We start from the raw sequence: 18,166 nt of genomic DNA, 5'->3' as shown, positions 1-18,166 counted from the left end.
CAAGAGACCAATAGGGTAGGTATATGAGACGCGCAAAAATTGTGGCTACGTTTGGCCCGGCAATTGCCAGCTACGAAAACACCCTCGCGGTGCTGGAAGCCGGCGTTGACGTCGCCCGCATGAACATGAGCCACGGCGACTACTCCGTGCATGACAACACCTACGAGAACGTCCGCAAGGCAGCATCCGACCTTGGCAAGGCCGTGGCCATCATGGCCGACCTGCAGGGCCCCAAGATCCGCCTGGGCCGTTTCGTCGACGGTCCGCACGCCCTGGCCGTGGGTGACGTCTTCACCATCACCACCGAAGACGTTCCCGGTACCCGGGAGATCTGCTCCACCACGCTGAAGAGCCTCACCGAGGACGTCAAGGTGGGCGATGCCCTGCTGATCGACGACGGCAAGGTGGCCCTGCGTGCCACGGCGGTGGACGACGTCAAGGTGGTCACCGAGGTGACCGTTGGCGGCATGGTGTCCAACAACAAGGGCATCAACCTTCCCGGCGTGGCCGTGAACGTGCCCGCGCTGAGCGAGAAGGACGAGGACGATCTCCGCTGGGCGCTGCGCCGCGGCGTTGACCTGGTGGCGCTGTCGTTCGTGCGTGACGCTACGGACATCGCCCGCGTCCACGAGATCATGGACGAGGAAGGCCGCCGCGTACCGGTCATCGCCAAGATCGAAAAGCCGCAGGCCGTTGAGCAGCTGCCCGAGATCATCGACGCCTTCGACGCCATCATGGTGGCCCGTGGCGACCTGGGCGTGGAGCTTCCGCTGGAGGAAGTGCCGATCGTGCAGAAGCGCGCCATTGAACTGGCACGCCGCTGGGCCAAGCCGGTCATCGTGGCCACCCAGGTCCTTGAGTCCATGATCGACAACCCGCGCCCCACCCGTGCAGAGGCTTCCGACTGCGCCAACGCCGTCCTGGACGGTGCTGACGCTGTCATGCTGTCCGGTGAGACCAGCGTGGGCAAGTACCCGATCGAGACGGTCAAGACCATGGCCCGGATCATCGAATCCACCGAGGTCCACGGCCTGGAGCGCGTCCCCCCGCTGGGGACCAAGCCCAGGACCCGTGGTGGCGCCATCACCCGTGCCGCCGTCGAAATCGCCGACCAGCTGGACGCCAAGTACATCTGTGCGTTCACCCAGTCCGGTGACTCGGCCCGCCGGCTCTCCCGTCTGCGGCCCATCAAGCCGGTCTTCGCGTTCACCCCGGTGGAGCAGGTCTGGAACCAGATGGCGCTGACCTGGGGCATCCAGCCGGTGCTTGTCCAGATGGTTGACCACACCGACGCCATGACGGCCCAGGTGGACCGCAGCCTTGAGGAAATGGGACTTGTGGAAGACGGTGACCTGGTGGTCATCGCCGCCGGTTCGCCTCCCGGAAAGGCGGGTTCCACCAACTCGCTGAAGGTGCACAAGGTGGGCGACCTCGCCGACTCCACGCGCGCCGGAGACGTCGCCAGCAACAAGGAAAAGCTCGGCCCGTGGCCGGAAAAGAAGAAGAAGGCCTAGCCTGGTCTTCAGACACAGCGAAGGACCCCTGCCGGTTGGCAGGGGTCCTTTGCTTTGGTGCTGTGCGCGTTAGGGTACTTTACGCGTAGGGCCGGGCCGCCGTCGGAAACTCTTCGGGGCCTGGCCGGCGCGTTAGTTGACCTGGTTGATGATGGTCTCTGCAACCTCGCGCATGCTAAGGCGGCGGTCCATCGAGGTCTTCTGGATCCAGCGGAAGGCTTCGGGTTCGGTCAGGCCCATCTTGGTGGTCAGCAGGCTCTTGGCGCGTTCCACGAGCTTGCGGGTGGCGAACTGCTCCTGCAGGTCGGACACCTCGCTCTCGAGGGCCTTGATTTCCTCGTGCCGGGAGAGTGCGATCTCCAGCGCCGGGATGAGGTCCGCGGGGGTGAAGGGCTTGACGACGTAGGCCATGGCGCCGGCGTCGCGGGCACGCTCCACCAGTTCCTTCTGGCTGAAGGCGGTCAGCAGCACCACGGGGGCGATGCGGGCCTTGACGATCTTTTCGGCCGCAGAAATGCCGTCCATGACGGGCATTTTGACGTCCATGAGGACCAGGTCCGGCTTGAGTTCCTCGGCGAGCTGGACGGCCTTCTCGCCATTGTCCGCCTCACCCACGACATCGTAACCTTCGCCGCGCAGGATCTCGATGATGTCGAGGCGGATGAGGGTTTCATCCTCTGCCACAATGACGCGGCGCGCCGGCTGGGACGTGGGCTTGGACTCCGTCTGTTCAGTCACGGGATCTCCTTGAAAAGGTACGGCGGGACATCACTATCTTAGGTGCCACCGCTGCTGTACTTGGTTTGCAGGGTTCGTTTGCGGCGACGGCGGCGCGATTCTGGAATTCAGCCTATCTGCATGTAGAGTAATTCCGCGTACGTGAAGCGATCGCGTTGCTCACAGTCAGCTGTGAGCGTACTTTGGCTCCGCGTAATCCGCGCCCGAGTGGCGGAATTGGCAGACGCGCCGCACTCAAAATGCGGTATCGAAAGGTGTGTGGGTTCGAGTCCCACCTCGGGCACAGTGTTTCCGCAGGTCAAGGGCCTGTTGAAGGAATGTGCGTGTACAAAATCCGCCAAAGTGTGTACACGAGCGTACCGTTTTGTGTGTGGCCAGCATCAGTACTCGCACCAAAAAGGACGGTTCAAAGTCCTACATGGTTCGCTGGCGGGACAAGAAGACCAAGACCGCCCAAGGCCTTACAGTAGCCACCCTTACCGAGGCGGAAACCCTTAAGCGCCTGTTGGACGCCAATGGACAGTCATTTGAAATTGCTCAGCACGCCATCCTGAGCAATGAGAAACATCCACCCACTGTGGCGGAAGTCATCCAGGAACACATCGACCTGCTGGTCCGCCCATCGAGCGGAACGGTCAAGACATACCAGACCATGCTGGACCTCCACATCCGGCCAGTCATAGGTCACGTTCCCGTGGACAAACTCGACTACCGCGTCATCGCGCACTGGGTGAAGTCGATGATGGCGAAGAGCAAGGCACCCAAGACGATCCACAACATTCACGGCCTGATTTCGGCTGCGATGAACACCGCCGAGATGCTCGGCTACATTAGCCGCAATCCCTGTCGTGGGGTGCAGCTGCCGAACATTGAGAAGGCTGAAGATGAGGCCATGTTCCTGACTCATGCCGAGTACAGGCTGATCATGGAGGGGATGGGGGAGCGGTACAAGGCCTTCACGGACTTCCTGGTCATGACCGGCACCCGCTTCGGAGAAGCCACCGCATTGACCGTGGCGGATGTCGATTTGCTTTCGAAGCCGCCCACCGCGCGTATCAACAAGGCTTGGAAGCGGGATGGGCAGAATCAGTTTTATGTTGGCCCGCCCAAGACCGGCGCTGGCAAGCGGACCATCGGGCTGAACCCTGCGCTGGTGGAACTGCTGATCCCGCTGGTGGCAAGCAGGCCAGGAAAAGAACTGGTGTTTACAACGCCTACGGGCGGCCGGATAGTTCACAAGCTCTACTGGGCTGACTATTGGGTGCCTGCCGTTCGCACGGCCCAGGCCATCGGCCTGACCAAAAGCCCGCGGATCCACGACCTGCGGCACACGCACGCGTCCTGGCTGATCCAGGACGGCGTCCCCCTGTTCACTATCTCGCGCCGGCTCGGGCACGCCTCCACGAAGACCACCGAGCAGGTTTACGGGCACTTGATGCCTGAGGCATTGCAGGTGGGTGCCGACGCCACTGAGCGGTCCGTGACGGCTTTCCAGCCGCTGTAGCGAGCCTTCAGGGAGTCGGCGCCGGCGACTACGGGTCTCGGTCATGTTGGCGAGTCCTGCCGGGTGCATGAACTGGGAAACGTGCACCTATTCCTGGGAGACGCTGTGGATATCGAATTTTTTGAGCCTGCCGAAGCAGCAGCGCTGATGCGCTGCACTGAGTCTTGGCTGCGTGACGGCGCGACCAGCGGAAAGTTCCCTCACGCCTGCTGGGGAAAGGGAAAGATCATCTTTACCTCAGAGCACATCCGGGAAATTGCGAGATTGAGCGAGATCCTTCCTGGTGGCGCGGAGTCCAAGCAATCAACGGAGCAACCCCTGACCAAGCAGCGGCTGATAGGGACCCGTTCCAAGGCCCGCCTGGCCACGGTGAATTGATTCGGCCTGCCAGGGGCTTCCTGGTTCAGTTCTTACACTTGCTCCGGTGTGGCGGGCACGACATGTCCTCTTACCGCTTGCACAAGGTGGCCGAAGTTAGTGTGAAGCAACTCGCCTCAATACGGAAGGGCCGTTCAAATCATTCGCTCGATTGCCCCAGCCCTGACAGTCGCTGCCGCCCTCTTGCTGGTCGGCCCGCTTGCCGGCTGTGACGCTGCCGCCCATGCCATAGAGGGCATCGGAACCGCTCCAAGTACCTCTGCTGGTCAGTCTTCGGGCGGTGGCGCTGCCCGAGAGGCAGGACAAGCCCTCGTCCAGCTTGAGACCATCCCGGTCAAGGGCCGAGCCCCAAAGACTGGTTACACCCGCGATGAGTTCGGACCCGCCTGGGCCGACACAGACCACAACGGCTGCGACACACGTAATGACATCCTCGCCCGCGACCTGACCGAGGAGACGTTCAAACCCGGTACCAACAACTGCGTCGTCGCGACAGGCACACTGGCCGACAAGTACACGGGCACCACGATCAACTTCGTCCGCGGGCAGGACACCAGCTCCGACATCCAAATTGACCACATTGTCCCGCTTAGCGACGCGTGGCAGAAAGGTGCCCAGCAGCTGAGCGCAGATCAGCGCAAAGAGCTCGCGAACGACCCACTGAACCTCATGGTCGCCGACGGCCCTACTAACAGCGCCAAAGGCGACAAAGACGCCGCCACATGGCTTCCCCCGAACAAAGCTTTTCGGTGTGAATATGTCGAGCGGCAAACTGACGTCAAGGCCAAGTACGCGCTTTGGGTCACCCAACCCGAGCATGACGTCATTGTCGGCGTCCTGAAGAACTGCCTTTAATCCTGTCGGGGGCCCTTAGTCGATCGCTGTGCTGGGCCGAGGCCATTCCAATGCTGACGACCTTTGACCTCTTGGCGGTTCTAAGCAACTCTGTAATCGGACGAGTCGAGCTGGCATTGCGCTAACAGGCAAGCCGATGTGGTGATTTCCGGAACGAAGATCCTGCTTCCGGGTCTCCTCGCGCCCTAGGGAGTTTCACCTGATGACCTTTCCCGGCTAGCCGAAAAGGACCAGAAATGCTCAGTATGGGCGTCAGCGGATCCCCATAACACCCGCGGGCAAAACTGCCGAGAGACGGTGCCCCAATTTCAGATTGTCTCGTATCCCAAGGGAACGAATCCGGCATCATCGGGACGAGGCGTCTCATCGAACGAGTATTCGCTCCGATCGCAAGAATCCTAGTTTCGCGGAACGATCTGAAACTTCCCTGCTGGCGCTACGCGCGAGTTTCGACGCGGCAGCAATCCGTCGACCGGCAGAGGGCGGACCTGTTGGGCGCCGGCGCCCGCCGTGATGACCCTTACGTACACCACGGCGTCTCCGGAGCGCACGGGTCACGACCACAGCTCGACCGGGCACTTTACGATCGCCAGAAGCTGGGCCGCGGAGCGGGCATGCAGGGCGTGCTTGCTTGCGGCCCGCCGTTGTTAGTCTCGACCCGTCCAGTCACCCAGCCAATTCAGACGCGCAACTGATGGTGGCCCTAACTGGCCGCACTGGGCAAGCGACTTCAAAGATCAGGTAGGTCCGGAAGCTGCCCCTTGTGACGGGAGATTGCGGTAAGTGCCGTCGGGTCAGGTTCCGGGCATCAGAATTCCGCCGCAATACCTGACCTACATCGGTGCTGTAAGCGGTCTTGGGTGGTCCCGAAGATGTATGATTCCGGTCAAGGTGCCACTCCTATGAGGAGGCTATCTATGGCGGTCTGGCTGTATGGCGAGCGGTGTGGAGCAAGACGCGGGCGGTGCCGCGCTCGTTTTGGCGAGCTCGTTCCGGCATTGAGGTTTTTGTGATGACCACCGATTCGTTGTCTGGCGAGCCGCTTTGTGTTGTGATTTCCACATGGTTGAACAACCCGTTTTATGGATGGACGGTTGCTTTTTCGGACCGTCGTCAGCCGCTGTGCGAGCTTCTAATCGTTGGATGCCACACGCATTCGCAGCTGTGTTCCGCAGCAGTCCAGGCGTTGGTGGATACGGTTGCCGAGGGACAAGTCGTTGTGAGCTTCCTGGCGAAGGACCTTCGGAACCCCTCACTTTATGAGCTTCCTGAACGATTCACGGTTAGCCCTGAAGCGCCCTTTCCGGAGCTATTGGAGATTGGGGAAACGGCTTTTCGGAACGCGAAGGCTGATGCTCACAGGAAGATCAGGTCAGTCGAATCCATTGTTCTGCCGAATAGCAGACTGACGGTTGTGGCTGCGGACGCCTCCGTGAGTCTCCCGGATCCAGCGACCGGAAACAAATACTTCATGGGTGTCGGATGGGTCGTTGCCATAAAGGGCAGTCACGACGACCAATTGCATGTACACAAAGGCTCCAGCTGTTTCGCTGAGGACAAGGGCACCATTAAACGTGCTGAACTGTTAGCCATTAAGTGTGCAATCGAGGAAACGCATAAAATATACCCGCAACTTGCTGCCGCCGTGCGAAATGGTGCCTTGGGAAAGCCGGCTATTACTCGCAAGTTTCTCATCTGCACTGACAGTACCCAGGCACTTCATGCACTGCAGAGCCCGGCAGGCAGCAAGGACGAAAGTGACATGCCAGTCGTTGAATCCATTCGGGGCCTCCGCGGAGTTATGGATTCAGACATCGTGTGGGTTGCAGGTCATTCTCATAATGTGTACAACCGGCTGGCAGATGCTCTGGCAAAAGCCGCTCGAAAGAAGGCAGAACTCCACGCCTTGGCGGAAGACCCATCGATAATCGAAAAAACCCTATCTCCCTTGAATCGGGAAGTCGAAAAACTTACTGTCGAGGCCGAGGAGTTTCTGAGGAGTGAGGAGGCGGTCCGGCAAAATGCAACGAAGCAATATGCCACCTCCATGTCGGCGCTGGATGACGCGGGGATCGACGGAACTGAGACTACTTCCGAGCTTCCCGACCACGGCTTAGTTCCTCTTCGCCGTGCTTTGTCAGGCATTCCTGCTGTGCCGCCCGTCCACGCGCTCAGCATCCTATTGACTACATTCATTGCCCCGCCATACTGCACTTGGACGCTCGTATTTGATGACGGGCGAGAACCGTTGATTCAAACGACCCAGAATCCTTCGGCAACGCATGTGACCCTGCTGCTTGATGCAGTGCAGATTCTTGCGCCTCTTATGTCCGGACATAGGGGAGAAGCGGTGTTGCACGTTCTGCGTGAGGAACACCGCGAGCAGTTGACTAAGGCCCCCGAACTGCTACCTGCAGGAGTGGGGCTTCATGCGGGCGTTTCATGGGTGCGCTGATTCTATGAGTTCGCAGCGACGACGGAGTCGCTGGTGGTAGCCAGTCGGCCATTCAGCTCACAGCTCTACGGATCTCGCCACGAAATCAGTGTCGAACAACATATGCGGCGCTAAACGATCGCATCACCTATCCTATTCTGAGGCGCAGAAGATGCGCAGATTCGTCCTCAATTAACAAATCTCTCTATGACTCTGAATCAAGATTCACCCACGCGATGCTCGCCATTGACTCCGTCGCGAGACGGAAATCGTAGTCATTTATGCAAGAGGTAGCTAATGGAAGCCCCCGTGGTTCGAGTCCAGGACCTGGGGCTTTCTTTCATTCCTGACTAAGGTCCTCACCCTTACCTCCGCAGCGAAAATCACTCTCCCCGCCGACGGAAGCGTACTTACCCATTGCAGGTCAGACCATGGCAGGCCCCGACCCGTCGGTCGGTCAGCCAATCCCGGATTCTGAGCTGGTAGGCGACCGCACCGCAAGCAAATCCGCTTTGCTGCCTGCCGGCTTGACGCCTATCTGGCATCGAGCGGGACTGCCCCGACTGGGTGATGAACGGTTTCGACCACATCTCCCCCATTTGGAACCAGGAAGAAAGGATGCCTGGGACGAGGCAATCAACACCTCTTCATGGGCCGGCCGGATGGGGCTACAGCCTCCACGGGTGGAGCTCGTCCGGAGCAGACCCGAAGCACGACAGCTTTAATACCGGCCTGGAGTACGACGCCGTATAGGGCTTCATCACGGGCTAAGTTTGTGCTGGGGCCGGCGGCGGCTGGGGGAGGTGCCGCGGTCTCAGGCGGCACCATCGCCGCCGGCCCTGCCCATTACGCTACGACACCCTCCCTGACGGCCGCCCGAGTAACCGGTACCCGTTTCGGCGGTTAGGGGACACATAGGTAGGCTGCCAGCAAAAGGATGGGGGCAAGCCTTGCTGCATATGAAGCCGACCGGTTTTTGGCTGAGGTTGACGATACTGTCGGCGTTCCTGCTGTTTGTCGTCTTCTTCCAGGGCGCTGCCGCTGGCGGGCTCGACGTCGCAGAGGCATGCGAACTGGGTGCCGGGCAGCCGTACGACCACGAGTACCACGTCGCGCACCCTCATGAGCAGCTCCAGCTGTTCCCGCTGACCACTAAGTGCAACGCCGAGTACGACCTGGTGCCGCCGTGGACGAACCCGGCCCTGGCCGTCCTGTCCGTCCTCACGTTGTCGTTTTTCGTGGCTGCGCTGGTCGCCCTCTTCATCCGCGTGAAAAGCCGGCTTTGAGGATGAGCCCATGGAGTCCGGGTCGGGGATGAGGGGGTTGGGCCGACGGCGTTGTGACATCCGGTCTCAGTGGTGTCCCGGCCGCCGGCCCTGTCCCCATGTGTAAGGTCCTGCCCCCAACAAGCGGGCCCTTGCCACTACGGTAGGACCCGTTCCTAAACGCCAGCCCACGATCCCCCGCAAGGTTTGCTCAAGACTGGCACCCACGGCTGTCCCTCTACGCATGCCTGTCGGGGACGGACCCACCTGCCATAGATAGGCTGAGACCATGACGTTGGGGGACGCGGCGGAGCCGCTTGTGCACATCAAAGACTTCCGGATGGACTTCGGGGACACCACGGTCATCCGGGATCTGTCCTTCGACGTGCACGCGGGGGAGACGTTCGGTTTCCTGGGCTCCAATGGGTCGGGGAAGACCACCACTTTGCGGGCGTTACTGGGCATCTACCAGCCCACGGCCGGGACCCTGCATATCGGGGTCAAGGTCTTCGAACCCCGGGACGGCGCCCGGCTCGGGTACCTGCCGGAGGAACGCGGCCTGTACAAAAAGGAGCACGTCCTGGATGTGATGGTCTACTTCGGCCGGCTCAAGGGCCTGTCCAAGGCCGCGGCCCGGTCCTGGTCCGGACACTACTTGGAGCGGGTGGGTCTGGCCGACAAGGCAAAGTCCCGGTTGGACAAGCTCTCCAGCGGCCAACAGCAAAAGGTCCAGCTGGGCGTGACGATCATGAACGATCCCGAACTGCTTATTTTGGACGAGCCGACCAAGGGCTTTGACCCCGTGAACCGGCGGCTGCTGATGGACATTATCGAAGAGCACAAGCGGGCCGGCGCCACCGTCATCATGGTCACCCACCAGATGGAAGAAGTCGAACGGCTGTGTGACCGGGTAATCCTGCTCAAAGACGGGGTCTCCCACGCTTACGGGACGGTGGAAGAGGTCCAGGAAGAGTTCGGCGGCACCGTCTACCGGATCGCCTACGACGGCGTGCTGCCGGAATCGGAGCTGTACGGGATCATCACGGCCAACGACGGCCGGGCCGAGCTGGCCCCCGTGCAGGGAGCCTCCGAAGAGAAGGTTCTGCGCGAACTTGTGGAGACCGGCGTCGCACTCCGGTCCTTCACGCCGGCACGGATCTCCCTGGATGAGATCTTCATCAAGGTCTACGGCGAACAGACGGCAGAGGACTAGACATGGCACAGCACAACCTTGGCACCGTGGTCGCCTTCGAATTCATCCGGACCATCAAGAAGCGCGGCTTCGCCATCGCGACCCTGGCGATCCCGGTCCTCCTGATCGTCGTCTTCGCCCTCGTGTTCGCCTCCAATGAGAGCACCAAGGACAGCGCCGAGGCGCAGAAGAGCGCCCGCTTCGCCTTCACGTACAGCGACGCCTCCGGCATCATCATGGCCCCGGGCGCCAAGGCCGCCGGCGGGACGTACACGGACAACCCGGAGGCCGCGATCGCCGCGGTGCGTGACGGCAGCAGCGAGGCGTACTTCCAGTTCCCGGCGGACCCGACCAAGGAACCAGTGAAGGTCTACGGGGCCGACAAAGGGATGTTCGAGAACGGCAAGTACGAAGCCGTGGCCAAGCAGCTGCTGGCAGCGTCGGCCCAGTACCAGGTCGCCTCGCCCCAGCTGACGGCAGCCCTGACCGGGACCGTGAAATTCGACTCCGAAACCTTCAAGGACGGCAAGGTCGCCGCCGGCATCGGGGAGTGATCCCGCCAATGCTGTTCCTCGTGGTCTTCTACATCTCGATGATTCTGCTCTCCAACTAGATGCTGAACTCCACCCTGGAGGAGAAGGAGAACCGGGTCACCGAGATGATCCTGACCACCCTGAACCCGACCACCTTGATCACGGGCAAGATCATCTCCCTGTTCGCTGTCGGGCTCGTCCAGATCCTGGTGTTCCTGGCCCCGGTCGGGCTCGCCTACCTGTTCTTCCGCGACTCCCTCGCCCTGCCGGAAATGAACCTCTCGTCCCTGGTCTTCGAACCCGGCCCCATGGTCACCGGCGCCCTGCTGCTGGTTGGCGGGTTCACCGTCTTCACCGGCGTCCTGGTCGCCATCGGGGCGATCATGCCCACCGCCAAGGAAGCCGGCACCCTCTTCGGGCCGCTGATGGCCATGATGTTCATCCCCTTCTACACATTCAGCCTCGTCATCTCCAACCCCGGCGCCCTCATCGTGCAGGTCTTCACGTACTTCCCGCTCACCGCCCCGGTCACCGCGCTGCTCCGCAACGCCTTCGGCACCCTCAACCCCGGTCGAAGCGACCATCGTCATCGTCGAGCTACTGGTCGTCGGGGCCCTCATCATCCGCCTCGCCGTCCACCTGTTCCGGTACGGGTCCATCGAATACGGCCGCAAACTCTCCATCGCCGGCACCTTCCGCCGCAACGACGTGGCCGCCAAGTGATGTGGAGTATCTGCGGAGTTTGCCCTGTTCAGGCCGGAGGTGCTGTGCAAGACTTCCGGCATGGACGACCCGCGAAGCCGTATTCTGCCGCTCCTCCGCCAAGGTGAACACCTTTTATGGATTGGGCAACCGGACCCCAAGGTCCGATTTACCGGTGCGGACGCCTTCCTGGTGCCGTTCAGCATCCTCTGGGGCGGCTTCGCGATCTTCTGGGAGTTCATGGCTGTCACCACCGCCAAGCAACAGCCCTTCTTCGCACTTTGGGGCGTCCCCTTCGTCCTGGTCGGCCTCTACTTCATCTTTGGCCGGTTCATCATCAAGAAGCGGCGGAAGCTCCGCACGGCCTACGGGCTCACTGACCGCCGCGCGATTGTCTGCGTGGGGGATAGATCCGTTTCAGAGTCGCCCGTGAGTGGCATGCCAACCAAGGTTGACCGGTCCAAGGACGGACGGCATGTCAGTGTTACCTTCGGATCTCAGGGAGGACTCTTCGGGATGGGGATGGGAATGTATCAGAACACGGGGATGGACTTCTTCAGTGCCGGGCTCGGGCAAACAGTGGCCTTTTACGACGTTGCGGACACCGACGGGCTGCTCAATGCCTTGGACCAGGCACGAGTCGGCTAAGGCCAGGCGCCGGGCGGGGGACGGGCACTTGGATCCTGCTCATTCTCGCCTCGATACTCCTGATCGGCTACGGCATATGCGCGCCGGCTGGCACATCTGGCTTCCTTCTCCGGCAGAACAGCAGGAGGTCTGGACCGGCAGTCTCTTCATCTACGCCGGCTGCGCGCTGTCGCTCGGGGCTGCTGTCTGGTCCGGCGCACGTGACAACCCCGTCTGGGTGACCATCTGCGTCGGGCTGCCCGGAGCTCTGGTGGGCTTGGCTAGGTTGCAGGCCCCCTACGACCTGAAGCGGTTTGTGGCCGCTGTAGTGGCGTTCCCGTTGGCCCTGGCCGGCGTCGCGGAAGTCATCTGGGCGCGCGGCCGCCGGCAGCGGGGATAACGCCAGGCGAGGAGAGCCAGCCTGGGCAATCAGTCTGAAGCGCTCCGTCATGATCACTGGTTGGCGTAGGCTCAAGGGCATGTCACGTCTTGGGGGAGTACGACATTGGCGGTACACGGCAGCTTTTGCGGCAGCAGTCCTAGGTGGCGGAGGACTCGCCGGCTGCGAATACCACGACGGATCCAACGAGCCGGCTGGCGACGCGACTGCCACTGTCAATGCTCAGCCACCGACGGTTTCTCATGAAAAGCCATCTCATGTTGTAGAGCTTGAGCAGGGCAACCGGGCAAAGCTGAACGAGGTGCTGGGCATCCCGACTTCGGACACCTATATGGCCGTGACCGAGATGATCAGCGGCGGAATGAATTCCTTCGTCGTGAACGGTCGGGTGCCCGCTGACGGAAGCTACGACATCACAATGGCCTGCATTGGTACTTCGCAAGCCAGGATGGTCTTGGACCAGCGCAAGCCTGGAGGATCCTCACTCAACCACTCCTTCGATTTCACGTGCGGCACGCCCGCTGTCCAGACTGTTGACCTGAGGTCTGGCGGGATAACGGTCGATGTCATCAACGGAGAAGTCGATGAGTCGGAGTGGGGAACGGGGGCATTCGCCTCGGTACGCATCACTGCAGCTATGCACTGACCCAGTAGCCGGAGTAGCCGGCGGAGGGGCTGCACGTTGTGTCTGTCCCCTGACGCTGCCGCACACATGAAGCCTGAAACCCGTTCCTGATAGAAAGACCACTGTGAAGCAGAGTATTTTCGCCCGCGTCGCCCAGCTGGCAAAGGCCAACCTGAACGCCCTCCTGGACTCCGCGGAAGACCCGCAGAAGATGCTGGACCAGATGGTCCGGGACTACTCGGAGAACATCCGCGAAGCCGAGGCCGCCGTCGCCACCACGATCGGCAACCTCCGGATGGCTGAAGAAGACCACAACCGTGCCATGACCGAGGCCAGCACCTGGAGCAGCAAGGCCATCGCAGCCTCGAAGAAGGCTGACGAGTTCCGGGCCGCCGGGAACCCGGTGAACGCCGACAAGTTCGACAACCTGGCCAAAGTCGCCATCGGCCGGCAGATGACCGCCGAGTCCACCGCCAAGGCCCAGGAACCGGCCTTGGCCACTCAGAACGAGGTCGTCGACAAGCTCAAGCAGGGCCTGGACCAGATGCGCGGCAAACTTGGGGAGCTGGCCGCCAAGCGCAACGAGCTCGTGGCCCGGTCCCGGACGGCAGCCGCACAGTCCCAGGTCCACGACGCCCTGAAAGCCCTGGACTCCGGGGACCCCACCTCCGCGATCGGCCGGTACGAGGAGAACATTCGCCGGAAGGAAGCCACGGTCCGCGGCCAGCAGGAACTCGCGGCCTCATCCCTGGACGCCCAGTTCGCGGCCCTCGAAGACCTCGGCGAGCAGACCGAAGTGGAGGCCCGCCTCGCGGCCCTCAAATCCATGGACCGCAAGGCCATCGACTACTAGGACCGAACATTCTCGCCGTCTCATATCCCTAAGGATTTGAGACGGCTGGGTTACGAGATAGGGAGAGTCGGCGACACATAGCTTCGGGTGCCCGTAAGGGGATCTGATGGGCCCCCGTTAGCAGTCCAGCGTCTATGCGATAACTAATTGGTTTTCGTGCGTCCAATTTTCCCAGTATCGATTCGGCCTCATGCCGTTCAGGGATCCGTGGGGACGGCTAGCCAAGTGCGGCGCAGGTCTTAGAACCACTGGGCCCGCACTTCGCACAGTACAGGCATGGCCCCCGTGCCCATACCGGGACGTGGAACTGCTGGTTCCTGCTCATGTGTCAATGGCCTTTGGTTTCTGCCCACGGGCGGCCAGTTAATCGGCCCGCTGGTGGCCAGTAAATCTGCCCGGTGATGGCCAACAGATCTGCCCACTGAGGGTTTTCGGTGGGATTGGCCATCGTCGAGGGTTTGTTAGTTCAGTTCGGTGACTCCTTTCCCGGCGAGGGCTTGAGTGAGTCGGATGGAGTCGCCGCTGGTTTGGCAGACGTGGGCGTGGTGCAGGAGCCGGTCCACGGTTGCCGTGGCGAGGGTTTTGGGCATCAGTTCATCGAAGCCGGCGGGGTGCAGGTTCGAGCTGATCGCGACGGAGCGTTTCTCGTAGGCGGCGTCCACGACCCGGTAGAGTCCTTCGGCGGCGTCGGTGGCCACCGGGAGAAGGCCGATGTCATCGATCACGACGAGTTCCGCGCGGAGGATTCTAGCCACGGCCCTGGTGACGCTGTCGTCGGTGCGGTGTGCGCGGATGAGGGCGCCGAGGTCTTCGAGTCTGAACCAGGCAACGCGCATCCCGGCTTCGACGGCTTGCTGGCCGAGGGCTTCGAGGAAGAACGTTTTCCCGGTGCCGGAGGGCCCGCAGACGACCAGGTTCTCGCGTCGGGTGATCCATTCCAGGGTGCGCAGGGCTTGCTGGGTGGGCGCCGGGATGGAGGAGACGGCGGGGTCCCAGACGTCGAAGGTCTTCCCGGTCGGGAAGCCTGCTGCTTTGCGCCGGGTGGCGAGCATGGACCGGGCCCGGCCTGCGGCTTCTTCGGTGAACAGTGCCTTGATGATCTCGGTTGGTTCCCAGCGCTGGGCGCGGGCGGTCGCGATCAGCTCCGGTGCCAGTGCCCGGGCGTGGGGCATCTTCAGTTGCCGCATCAGCGCTTCCAGTTCGGCCGGCAGGGCCGGGGCGGTGGTGTTCGTGGTGGTGACCGGGCTCATCGGCTCTGCTCCTTTGCGGGGGCGCTGGACGGCTCGGCGCCGAGGCCTGCCCAGGCGCTGGTGCCTTGGGTGAGGGACCTGGTTTCGTTAGCGGCGTGGGTGGTGGTGCGGCGGATGTTCGCGTTCAGGATGGAGGGCAGGTCGCCGTGGGCGAACCGGCCGTGCAGCGCGGCGTCTCCCAGGGCACGGTCCACGGACTCGGTCCCGGCGATCTTGGCCAGGGTCACGGCCTCGGCCATTTTCATGTTCATCCGGCCTGTTCCTGCAGCCGCGGCTTCCACGAGCCAGGTCTTGGCGCCGGCGCCGATGGCCAGGAACTCGGCTTCACCGGCGGTGCGTGCCTTCACGGCGTAGTCGCCCGGGGTTCTGGTACTGGTCCCTGGGAAGTGCTCCTCGATGACCGCGGGACTGCCGGGCCTTGCCCGGCCGTGGCGGGCGACTTCGACCGGGCCGGTCGGGCCGTGGTGGACGATGATGACCTGTTCGTCAGGGCCGGTGCCGTGGGAGCGGACGAACACCTTCGCGCCGAGCAAATGCGACGGCACCGAGTACTGGGCGTTCTCGAAGGAGACCATCGGGGTGTTCTCCGGGACTATACGGGCCAGCCCGAACGCGACCGTGTGCGCGGTCTCCGGGATCCGGTGCAGCCGGGCCGCTTCCTCCGCCAAAACCATTGCGGGTTTACGTCGGGTGGCCCGGTGTTCGCGGTTGTTGACCTCGTCCATGAACGCCTCGCAGGCGGCCTCCAGCTCGGCAAAGGAAGCGTAACCGGGCCTCAGGTTCGTGTCGGTGGGCACGAGGTCGGCTTTGGCCAGTTTCACCGACGCTTCGACTCCGCCTTTCGTTGCAGGGTCCGCGGGCTGGCAGGTCAGCACGGTGACCCCGTAGTGCCGGGCGAAGTCCAGGGTCTGCTGGTTCCGCACCGGAACCCCTGCGACATGGGCCGTTGTCACGGTTTTCTCGTTATCGGTCAGGACATACGTTGGTGCCCCGCCCAGGATCCGGAAGCACCGGTCGAGGGCTGCGAACACGCTCGGCGCGGTCCGGTCCCGCAACGGGATCACGATCCGGAACCTTGAGAACGCCAGCCAGGCAACGAACAGAATGGTTTTTACGCCGCCGATCCGTGGCCCGTCGCCGAAGTCGTACTGCAGCCACATCCCAGGCTCGGTGATCCACGGCCGGTGCACACGGGTGTGTCCGAGCCGCCACGCGGCCTTGACCTGCGCGATCGCCCGGCGCGTAGACCGCTCGGACCCCTCATAGCCTAGGGCGAGCAGCTTTTCGTGGGCCTTGTCGGCGCGGATCCGGCCCTTGGACGCCTCTACCCATTCCTCGATCTTAGGCAGGTAAGCGTCCGTGACCCTGGGCCGGGGCGCCGGTTCTGCAATTGGCCGGCCGGCGTCCCGCGCGGCGACGTGCCTGGCTACAGTGTGGTGCGAGCAGCCCGTGAGCTCCGCGGTGGCGCGCAACGATCCGGTCAGATCATAGGCAGCAAGAATTTCCATGATTTCTCCGTCATGCTTCATACAGGGCCTCTTCCTGGGACGACATTTGGTGCGACTAGACACCGTCATCAAATCCCGGGGAGAGGCCCCCGCCGCTGAAGACGCGGCAGGAACAGTTGAGGAAGTGGGCAGATCTCATGGCCACCAGTGGGCAGTTCTACTGGCCGTCAGTGGGCAATTTCGTGGCCGCCTATGGGCAGTTTTTCATGGCCGCTTACACTCATGCAGATTCATGCGGAGACCCGTGAACATCGGATCATTGGGAAATCTGGACTGCCTGGTTTAGGGCTGCGTCAGAGGGTAGACGCGGGGTGGCACAGCTCGTTTCAGCAGGCTTTCAATCTCGAGTACGGCGGACTCAGTCTTGAGCAGGCTCGACTGCTCTTGCCGGAGTCGGACAAGATCTCTTTCAGCCTCACGGGCAGCATCCATCCGCCTCGTGGTTTCACGATTCACTTTCTCGCTGTTCTTCGTCGCGATGGAGGCTATCCCAACCGCTGACATCGTGATCCAAGGGGTCGCGATGACTATCAAAGCCCCCAGAATCCCGGGAACAAAATCAAAACGAGAAAGTCCAGCACCTACCCAGTTGCTCACCCCGATGAGAATCGCCGTCGGTACACCGAAGCCGATAACCCACTTGAGCCAGGCATGACTCGCTGTGACGCCTGCAGGCTTGCTGTCCGCTATCGCTTCTGCAGATGGAATGGAGGACCTGACGCTGCTCATTTCGGTGTGATGTTTGGCGATGGCTTGTCGTATGCCGGGAACCACCATGCCGGCCCAGGTCGGGTATACGGTGGATGATGCTGCCACATCCTCCCTTGGAGGCAGGTCCATTGCCGGAAGGTCGGTGCGTCGGCAGAGCTCGTTGATGTCGTGCATGGAGGCAATGGGCCCGCGCTCCGCTATCTGTTCCGATACTTCTCGCGCTTCAGGGAGGCCGAGCGCCACTGCGTCCAAGGACAACTCAGGTGCAAGGCTTAGGGCAGTCTCTAGGGCGACTGAATCCCTGTGGAGACTGGCCCTCATGAACCAGAGCTCCGCGCAATCTGGTATTCGTTCCAAGGCAGCGGCCACGAGTGACTTTGCAGACGTCTCGTCCCCGGCATCGAGATACGCACGGCAACCCAGCAAGCCAGCGCCGGCAGCAAGCGAATTTAGGCCCGGGTCGTCGGATGAGTAGCGGAAGGCAAGGGAGAAAGCATCGCCACTGGCTGCCGGCTATGATTCAACTGCCAATGCCAGGCCCAGCACGAATTGGGCCGACACATCGTAGGGATTCTGCGTCGCGCCGACGGACTCCTGGAGGTCGCGGACGGCCTCCTGTCCCCAGCCCGCCCTCACTGATTTCAGGCCTCGTTCATACAGTTCCCTGGCCTGAGTGGCGCGAGGATTGCGAATCGCATCCTCCAATGCTCTGAGGACTAAAGTCTGGCGCGCTACAGCCGCGCTCAATGCTGAAATATCTGAGGAGAGCATGGTGGCTGATCTCATCACAGCCTGTTCCACACGATCCGCACTCAACTGCGGCTCTCGGATGGTGCGCTCATTCCACGGGTAATGAGCGCACCAAGTCCCGATCTGTCTATGCCATCCGCAATTATGTGAGCCTGCCGCCTCCACGGGTCAGGCGAATTCAAGGACGGACCCCGAAGTGCGTCGACGAGATTGGATTCAATGGTCATAGTGACTTCCCCACGTTGATTGAATATTTAACGCCCTACGGAGCCTTCATCATACGAATGGACGGAGCAAGAACGGCGCAGGTGTGTCTTCGGCGACACC

The 18,166-nt window shown here is 61.9% G+C and carries 18 protein-coding genes and 1 tRNA gene; 15 read left to right on the top strand and 4 right to left on the bottom strand.

Annotated elements, in window-relative coordinates; all coding sequences use genetic code 11:
• Positions 1 to 23 precede the first annotated feature (23 nt).
• On the top strand, positions 24 to 1,514 hold the full coding sequence (pyk, locus tag ACV095_RS12135; protein WP_478221982.1) for a pyruvate kinase: 1,491 nt from the start codon (positions 24 to 26) through the stop codon (positions 1,512 to 1,514).
• A 132-nt stretch (positions 1,515 to 1,646) separates the two neighbouring features.
• Here the strand turns inward: pyk and ACV095_RS12130 are convergent, their stop codons facing one another.
• Entirely contained in the window at positions 1,647 to 2,252 is a 606-nt protein-coding gene (locus ACV095_RS12130) for an ANTAR domain-containing response regulator (protein ID WP_009358190.1), read from the bottom strand.
• A 201-nt stretch (positions 2,253 to 2,453) separates the two neighbouring features.
• Between ACV095_RS12130 and ACV095_RS12125 the strand changes: the two genes are divergently transcribed.
• The 14 genes from ACV095_RS12125 to ACV095_RS12060 all read left to right on the top strand — a co-directional run bounded on the left by ACV095_RS12125 (position 2,454) and on the right by ACV095_RS12060 (position 13,620).
• A tRNA-Leu gene (locus ACV095_RS12125) sits at positions 2,454 to 2,535 on the top strand.
• Positions 2,536 to 2,622: 87 nt separating this feature from the next.
• Positions 2,623 to 3,756 carry a tyrosine-type recombinase/integrase gene (locus ACV095_RS12120; RefSeq protein WP_478221981.1) on the top strand — a complete coding sequence of 378 codons (1,134 nt, stop codon included), beginning with the start codon at positions 2,623 to 2,625 and terminating at the stop codon, positions 3,754 to 3,756.
• A 105-nt stretch (positions 3,757 to 3,861) separates the two neighbouring features.
• Positions 3,862 to 4,134: a hypothetical protein gene (locus tag ACV095_RS12115; RefSeq protein WP_133247110.1), complete on the top strand. Its 273-nt coding sequence runs from the start codon at positions 3,862 to 3,864 to the stop codon at positions 4,132 to 4,134.
• Between the two features lie 183 nt (positions 4,135 to 4,317).
• Positions 4,318 to 4,989 carry an HNH endonuclease family protein gene (locus tag ACV095_RS12110; protein WP_478221980.1) on the top strand — a complete coding sequence of 224 codons (672 nt, stop codon included), beginning with the start codon at positions 4,318 to 4,320 and terminating at the stop codon, positions 4,987 to 4,989.
• 491 nt (positions 4,990 to 5,480) lie between these two features.
• Positions 5,481 to 5,684 carry a hypothetical protein gene (locus ACV095_RS12105; protein ID WP_478221979.1) on the top strand — a complete coding sequence of 68 codons (204 nt, stop codon included), beginning with the start codon at positions 5,481 to 5,483 and terminating at the stop codon, positions 5,682 to 5,684.
• A 317-nt stretch (positions 5,685 to 6,001) separates the two neighbouring features.
• Complete coding sequence (locus tag ACV095_RS12100) at positions 6,002 to 7,444, top strand: hypothetical protein (protein ID WP_478221978.1); 1,443 nt, start codon at positions 6,002 to 6,004, stop codon at positions 7,442 to 7,444.
• 929 nt (positions 7,445 to 8,373) lie between these two features.
• Complete coding sequence (locus tag ACV095_RS12095) at positions 8,374 to 8,709, top strand: hypothetical protein (protein ID WP_478221977.1); 336 nt, start codon at positions 8,374 to 8,376, stop codon at positions 8,707 to 8,709.
• Positions 8,710 to 8,977: 268 nt separating this feature from the next.
• On the top strand, positions 8,978 to 9,901 hold the full coding sequence (locus tag ACV095_RS12090) for an ABC transporter ATP-binding protein (RefSeq protein ID WP_478221976.1): 924 nt from the start codon (positions 8,978 to 8,980) through the stop codon (positions 9,899 to 9,901).
• 2 nt (positions 9,902 to 9,903) lie between these two features.
• Positions 9,904 to 10,434, top strand: coding sequence for an ABC transporter permease family protein (locus tag ACV095_RS12085; protein WP_478221975.1), 531 nt, complete (start codon positions 9,904 to 9,906; stop codon positions 10,432 to 10,434).
• Between the two features lie 59 nt (positions 10,435 to 10,493).
• Entirely contained in the window at positions 10,494 to 11,243 is a 750-nt protein-coding gene (locus ACV095_RS12080) for an ABC transporter permease (protein ID WP_478221974.1), read from the top strand.
• On the top strand, positions 11,197 to 11,763 hold the full coding sequence (locus ACV095_RS12075) for a hypothetical protein (RefSeq protein WP_478221973.1): 567 nt from the start codon (positions 11,197 to 11,199) through the stop codon (positions 11,761 to 11,763). The genes ACV095_RS12080 and ACV095_RS12075 overlap by 47 nt, the downstream gene beginning before the upstream one ends.
• Positions 11,764 to 11,839: 76 nt before the next feature.
• Complete coding sequence (locus ACV095_RS12070; RefSeq protein ID WP_478221972.1) at positions 11,840 to 12,142, top strand: hypothetical protein; 303 nt, start codon at positions 11,840 to 11,842, stop codon at positions 12,140 to 12,142.
• A 79-nt stretch (positions 12,143 to 12,221) separates the two neighbouring features.
• The gene (locus ACV095_RS12065; protein WP_478221971.1) at positions 12,222 to 12,788 is read left to right on the top strand and encodes a hypothetical protein; all 567 of its coding nucleotides are present in this window, start codon (positions 12,222 to 12,224) and stop codon (positions 12,786 to 12,788) included.
• Positions 12,789 to 12,891: 103 nt separating this feature from the next.
• Positions 12,892 to 13,620 (top strand): PspA/IM30 family protein, encoded by a 729-nt coding sequence (locus tag ACV095_RS12060; protein ID WP_478221970.1) that lies wholly within the window; start codon positions 12,892 to 12,894, stop codon positions 13,618 to 13,620.
• 461 nt (positions 13,621 to 14,081) lie between these two features.
• On the opposite strand, the gene istB is transcribed toward ACV095_RS12060, so the two are convergent.
• The 3 genes from istB to ACV095_RS12045 form a co-directional block, all read right to left on the bottom strand.
• A complete protein-coding gene (istB, locus tag ACV095_RS12055) occupies positions 14,082 to 14,870 on the bottom strand; it encodes an IS21-like element helper ATPase IstB (protein WP_223917527.1) in 789 nt (262 codons plus the stop codon).
• Positions 14,867 to 16,399, bottom strand: a complete 1,533-nt coding sequence (gene istA, locus ACV095_RS12050) for an IS21 family transposase (RefSeq protein ID WP_223993174.1) — start codon at positions 16,397 to 16,399, stop codon at positions 14,867 to 14,869. Before istA ends, istB begins: the two co-directional genes overlap by 4 nt.
• Before the next feature lie 261 nt (positions 16,400 to 16,660).
• Positions 16,661 to 17,263, bottom strand: coding sequence for a hypothetical protein (locus ACV095_RS12045; RefSeq protein WP_478221969.1), 603 nt, complete (start codon positions 17,261 to 17,263; stop codon positions 16,661 to 16,663).
• Between the last annotated feature and the right edge of the window lie 903 nt (positions 17,264 to 18,166).

Source organism: Arthrobacter sp. JDC6, from assembly GCF_056484025.1.
Note: the sequence above shows the minus strand (reverse complement) of the source record. Positions and strands in the feature narration are given on the sequence as shown.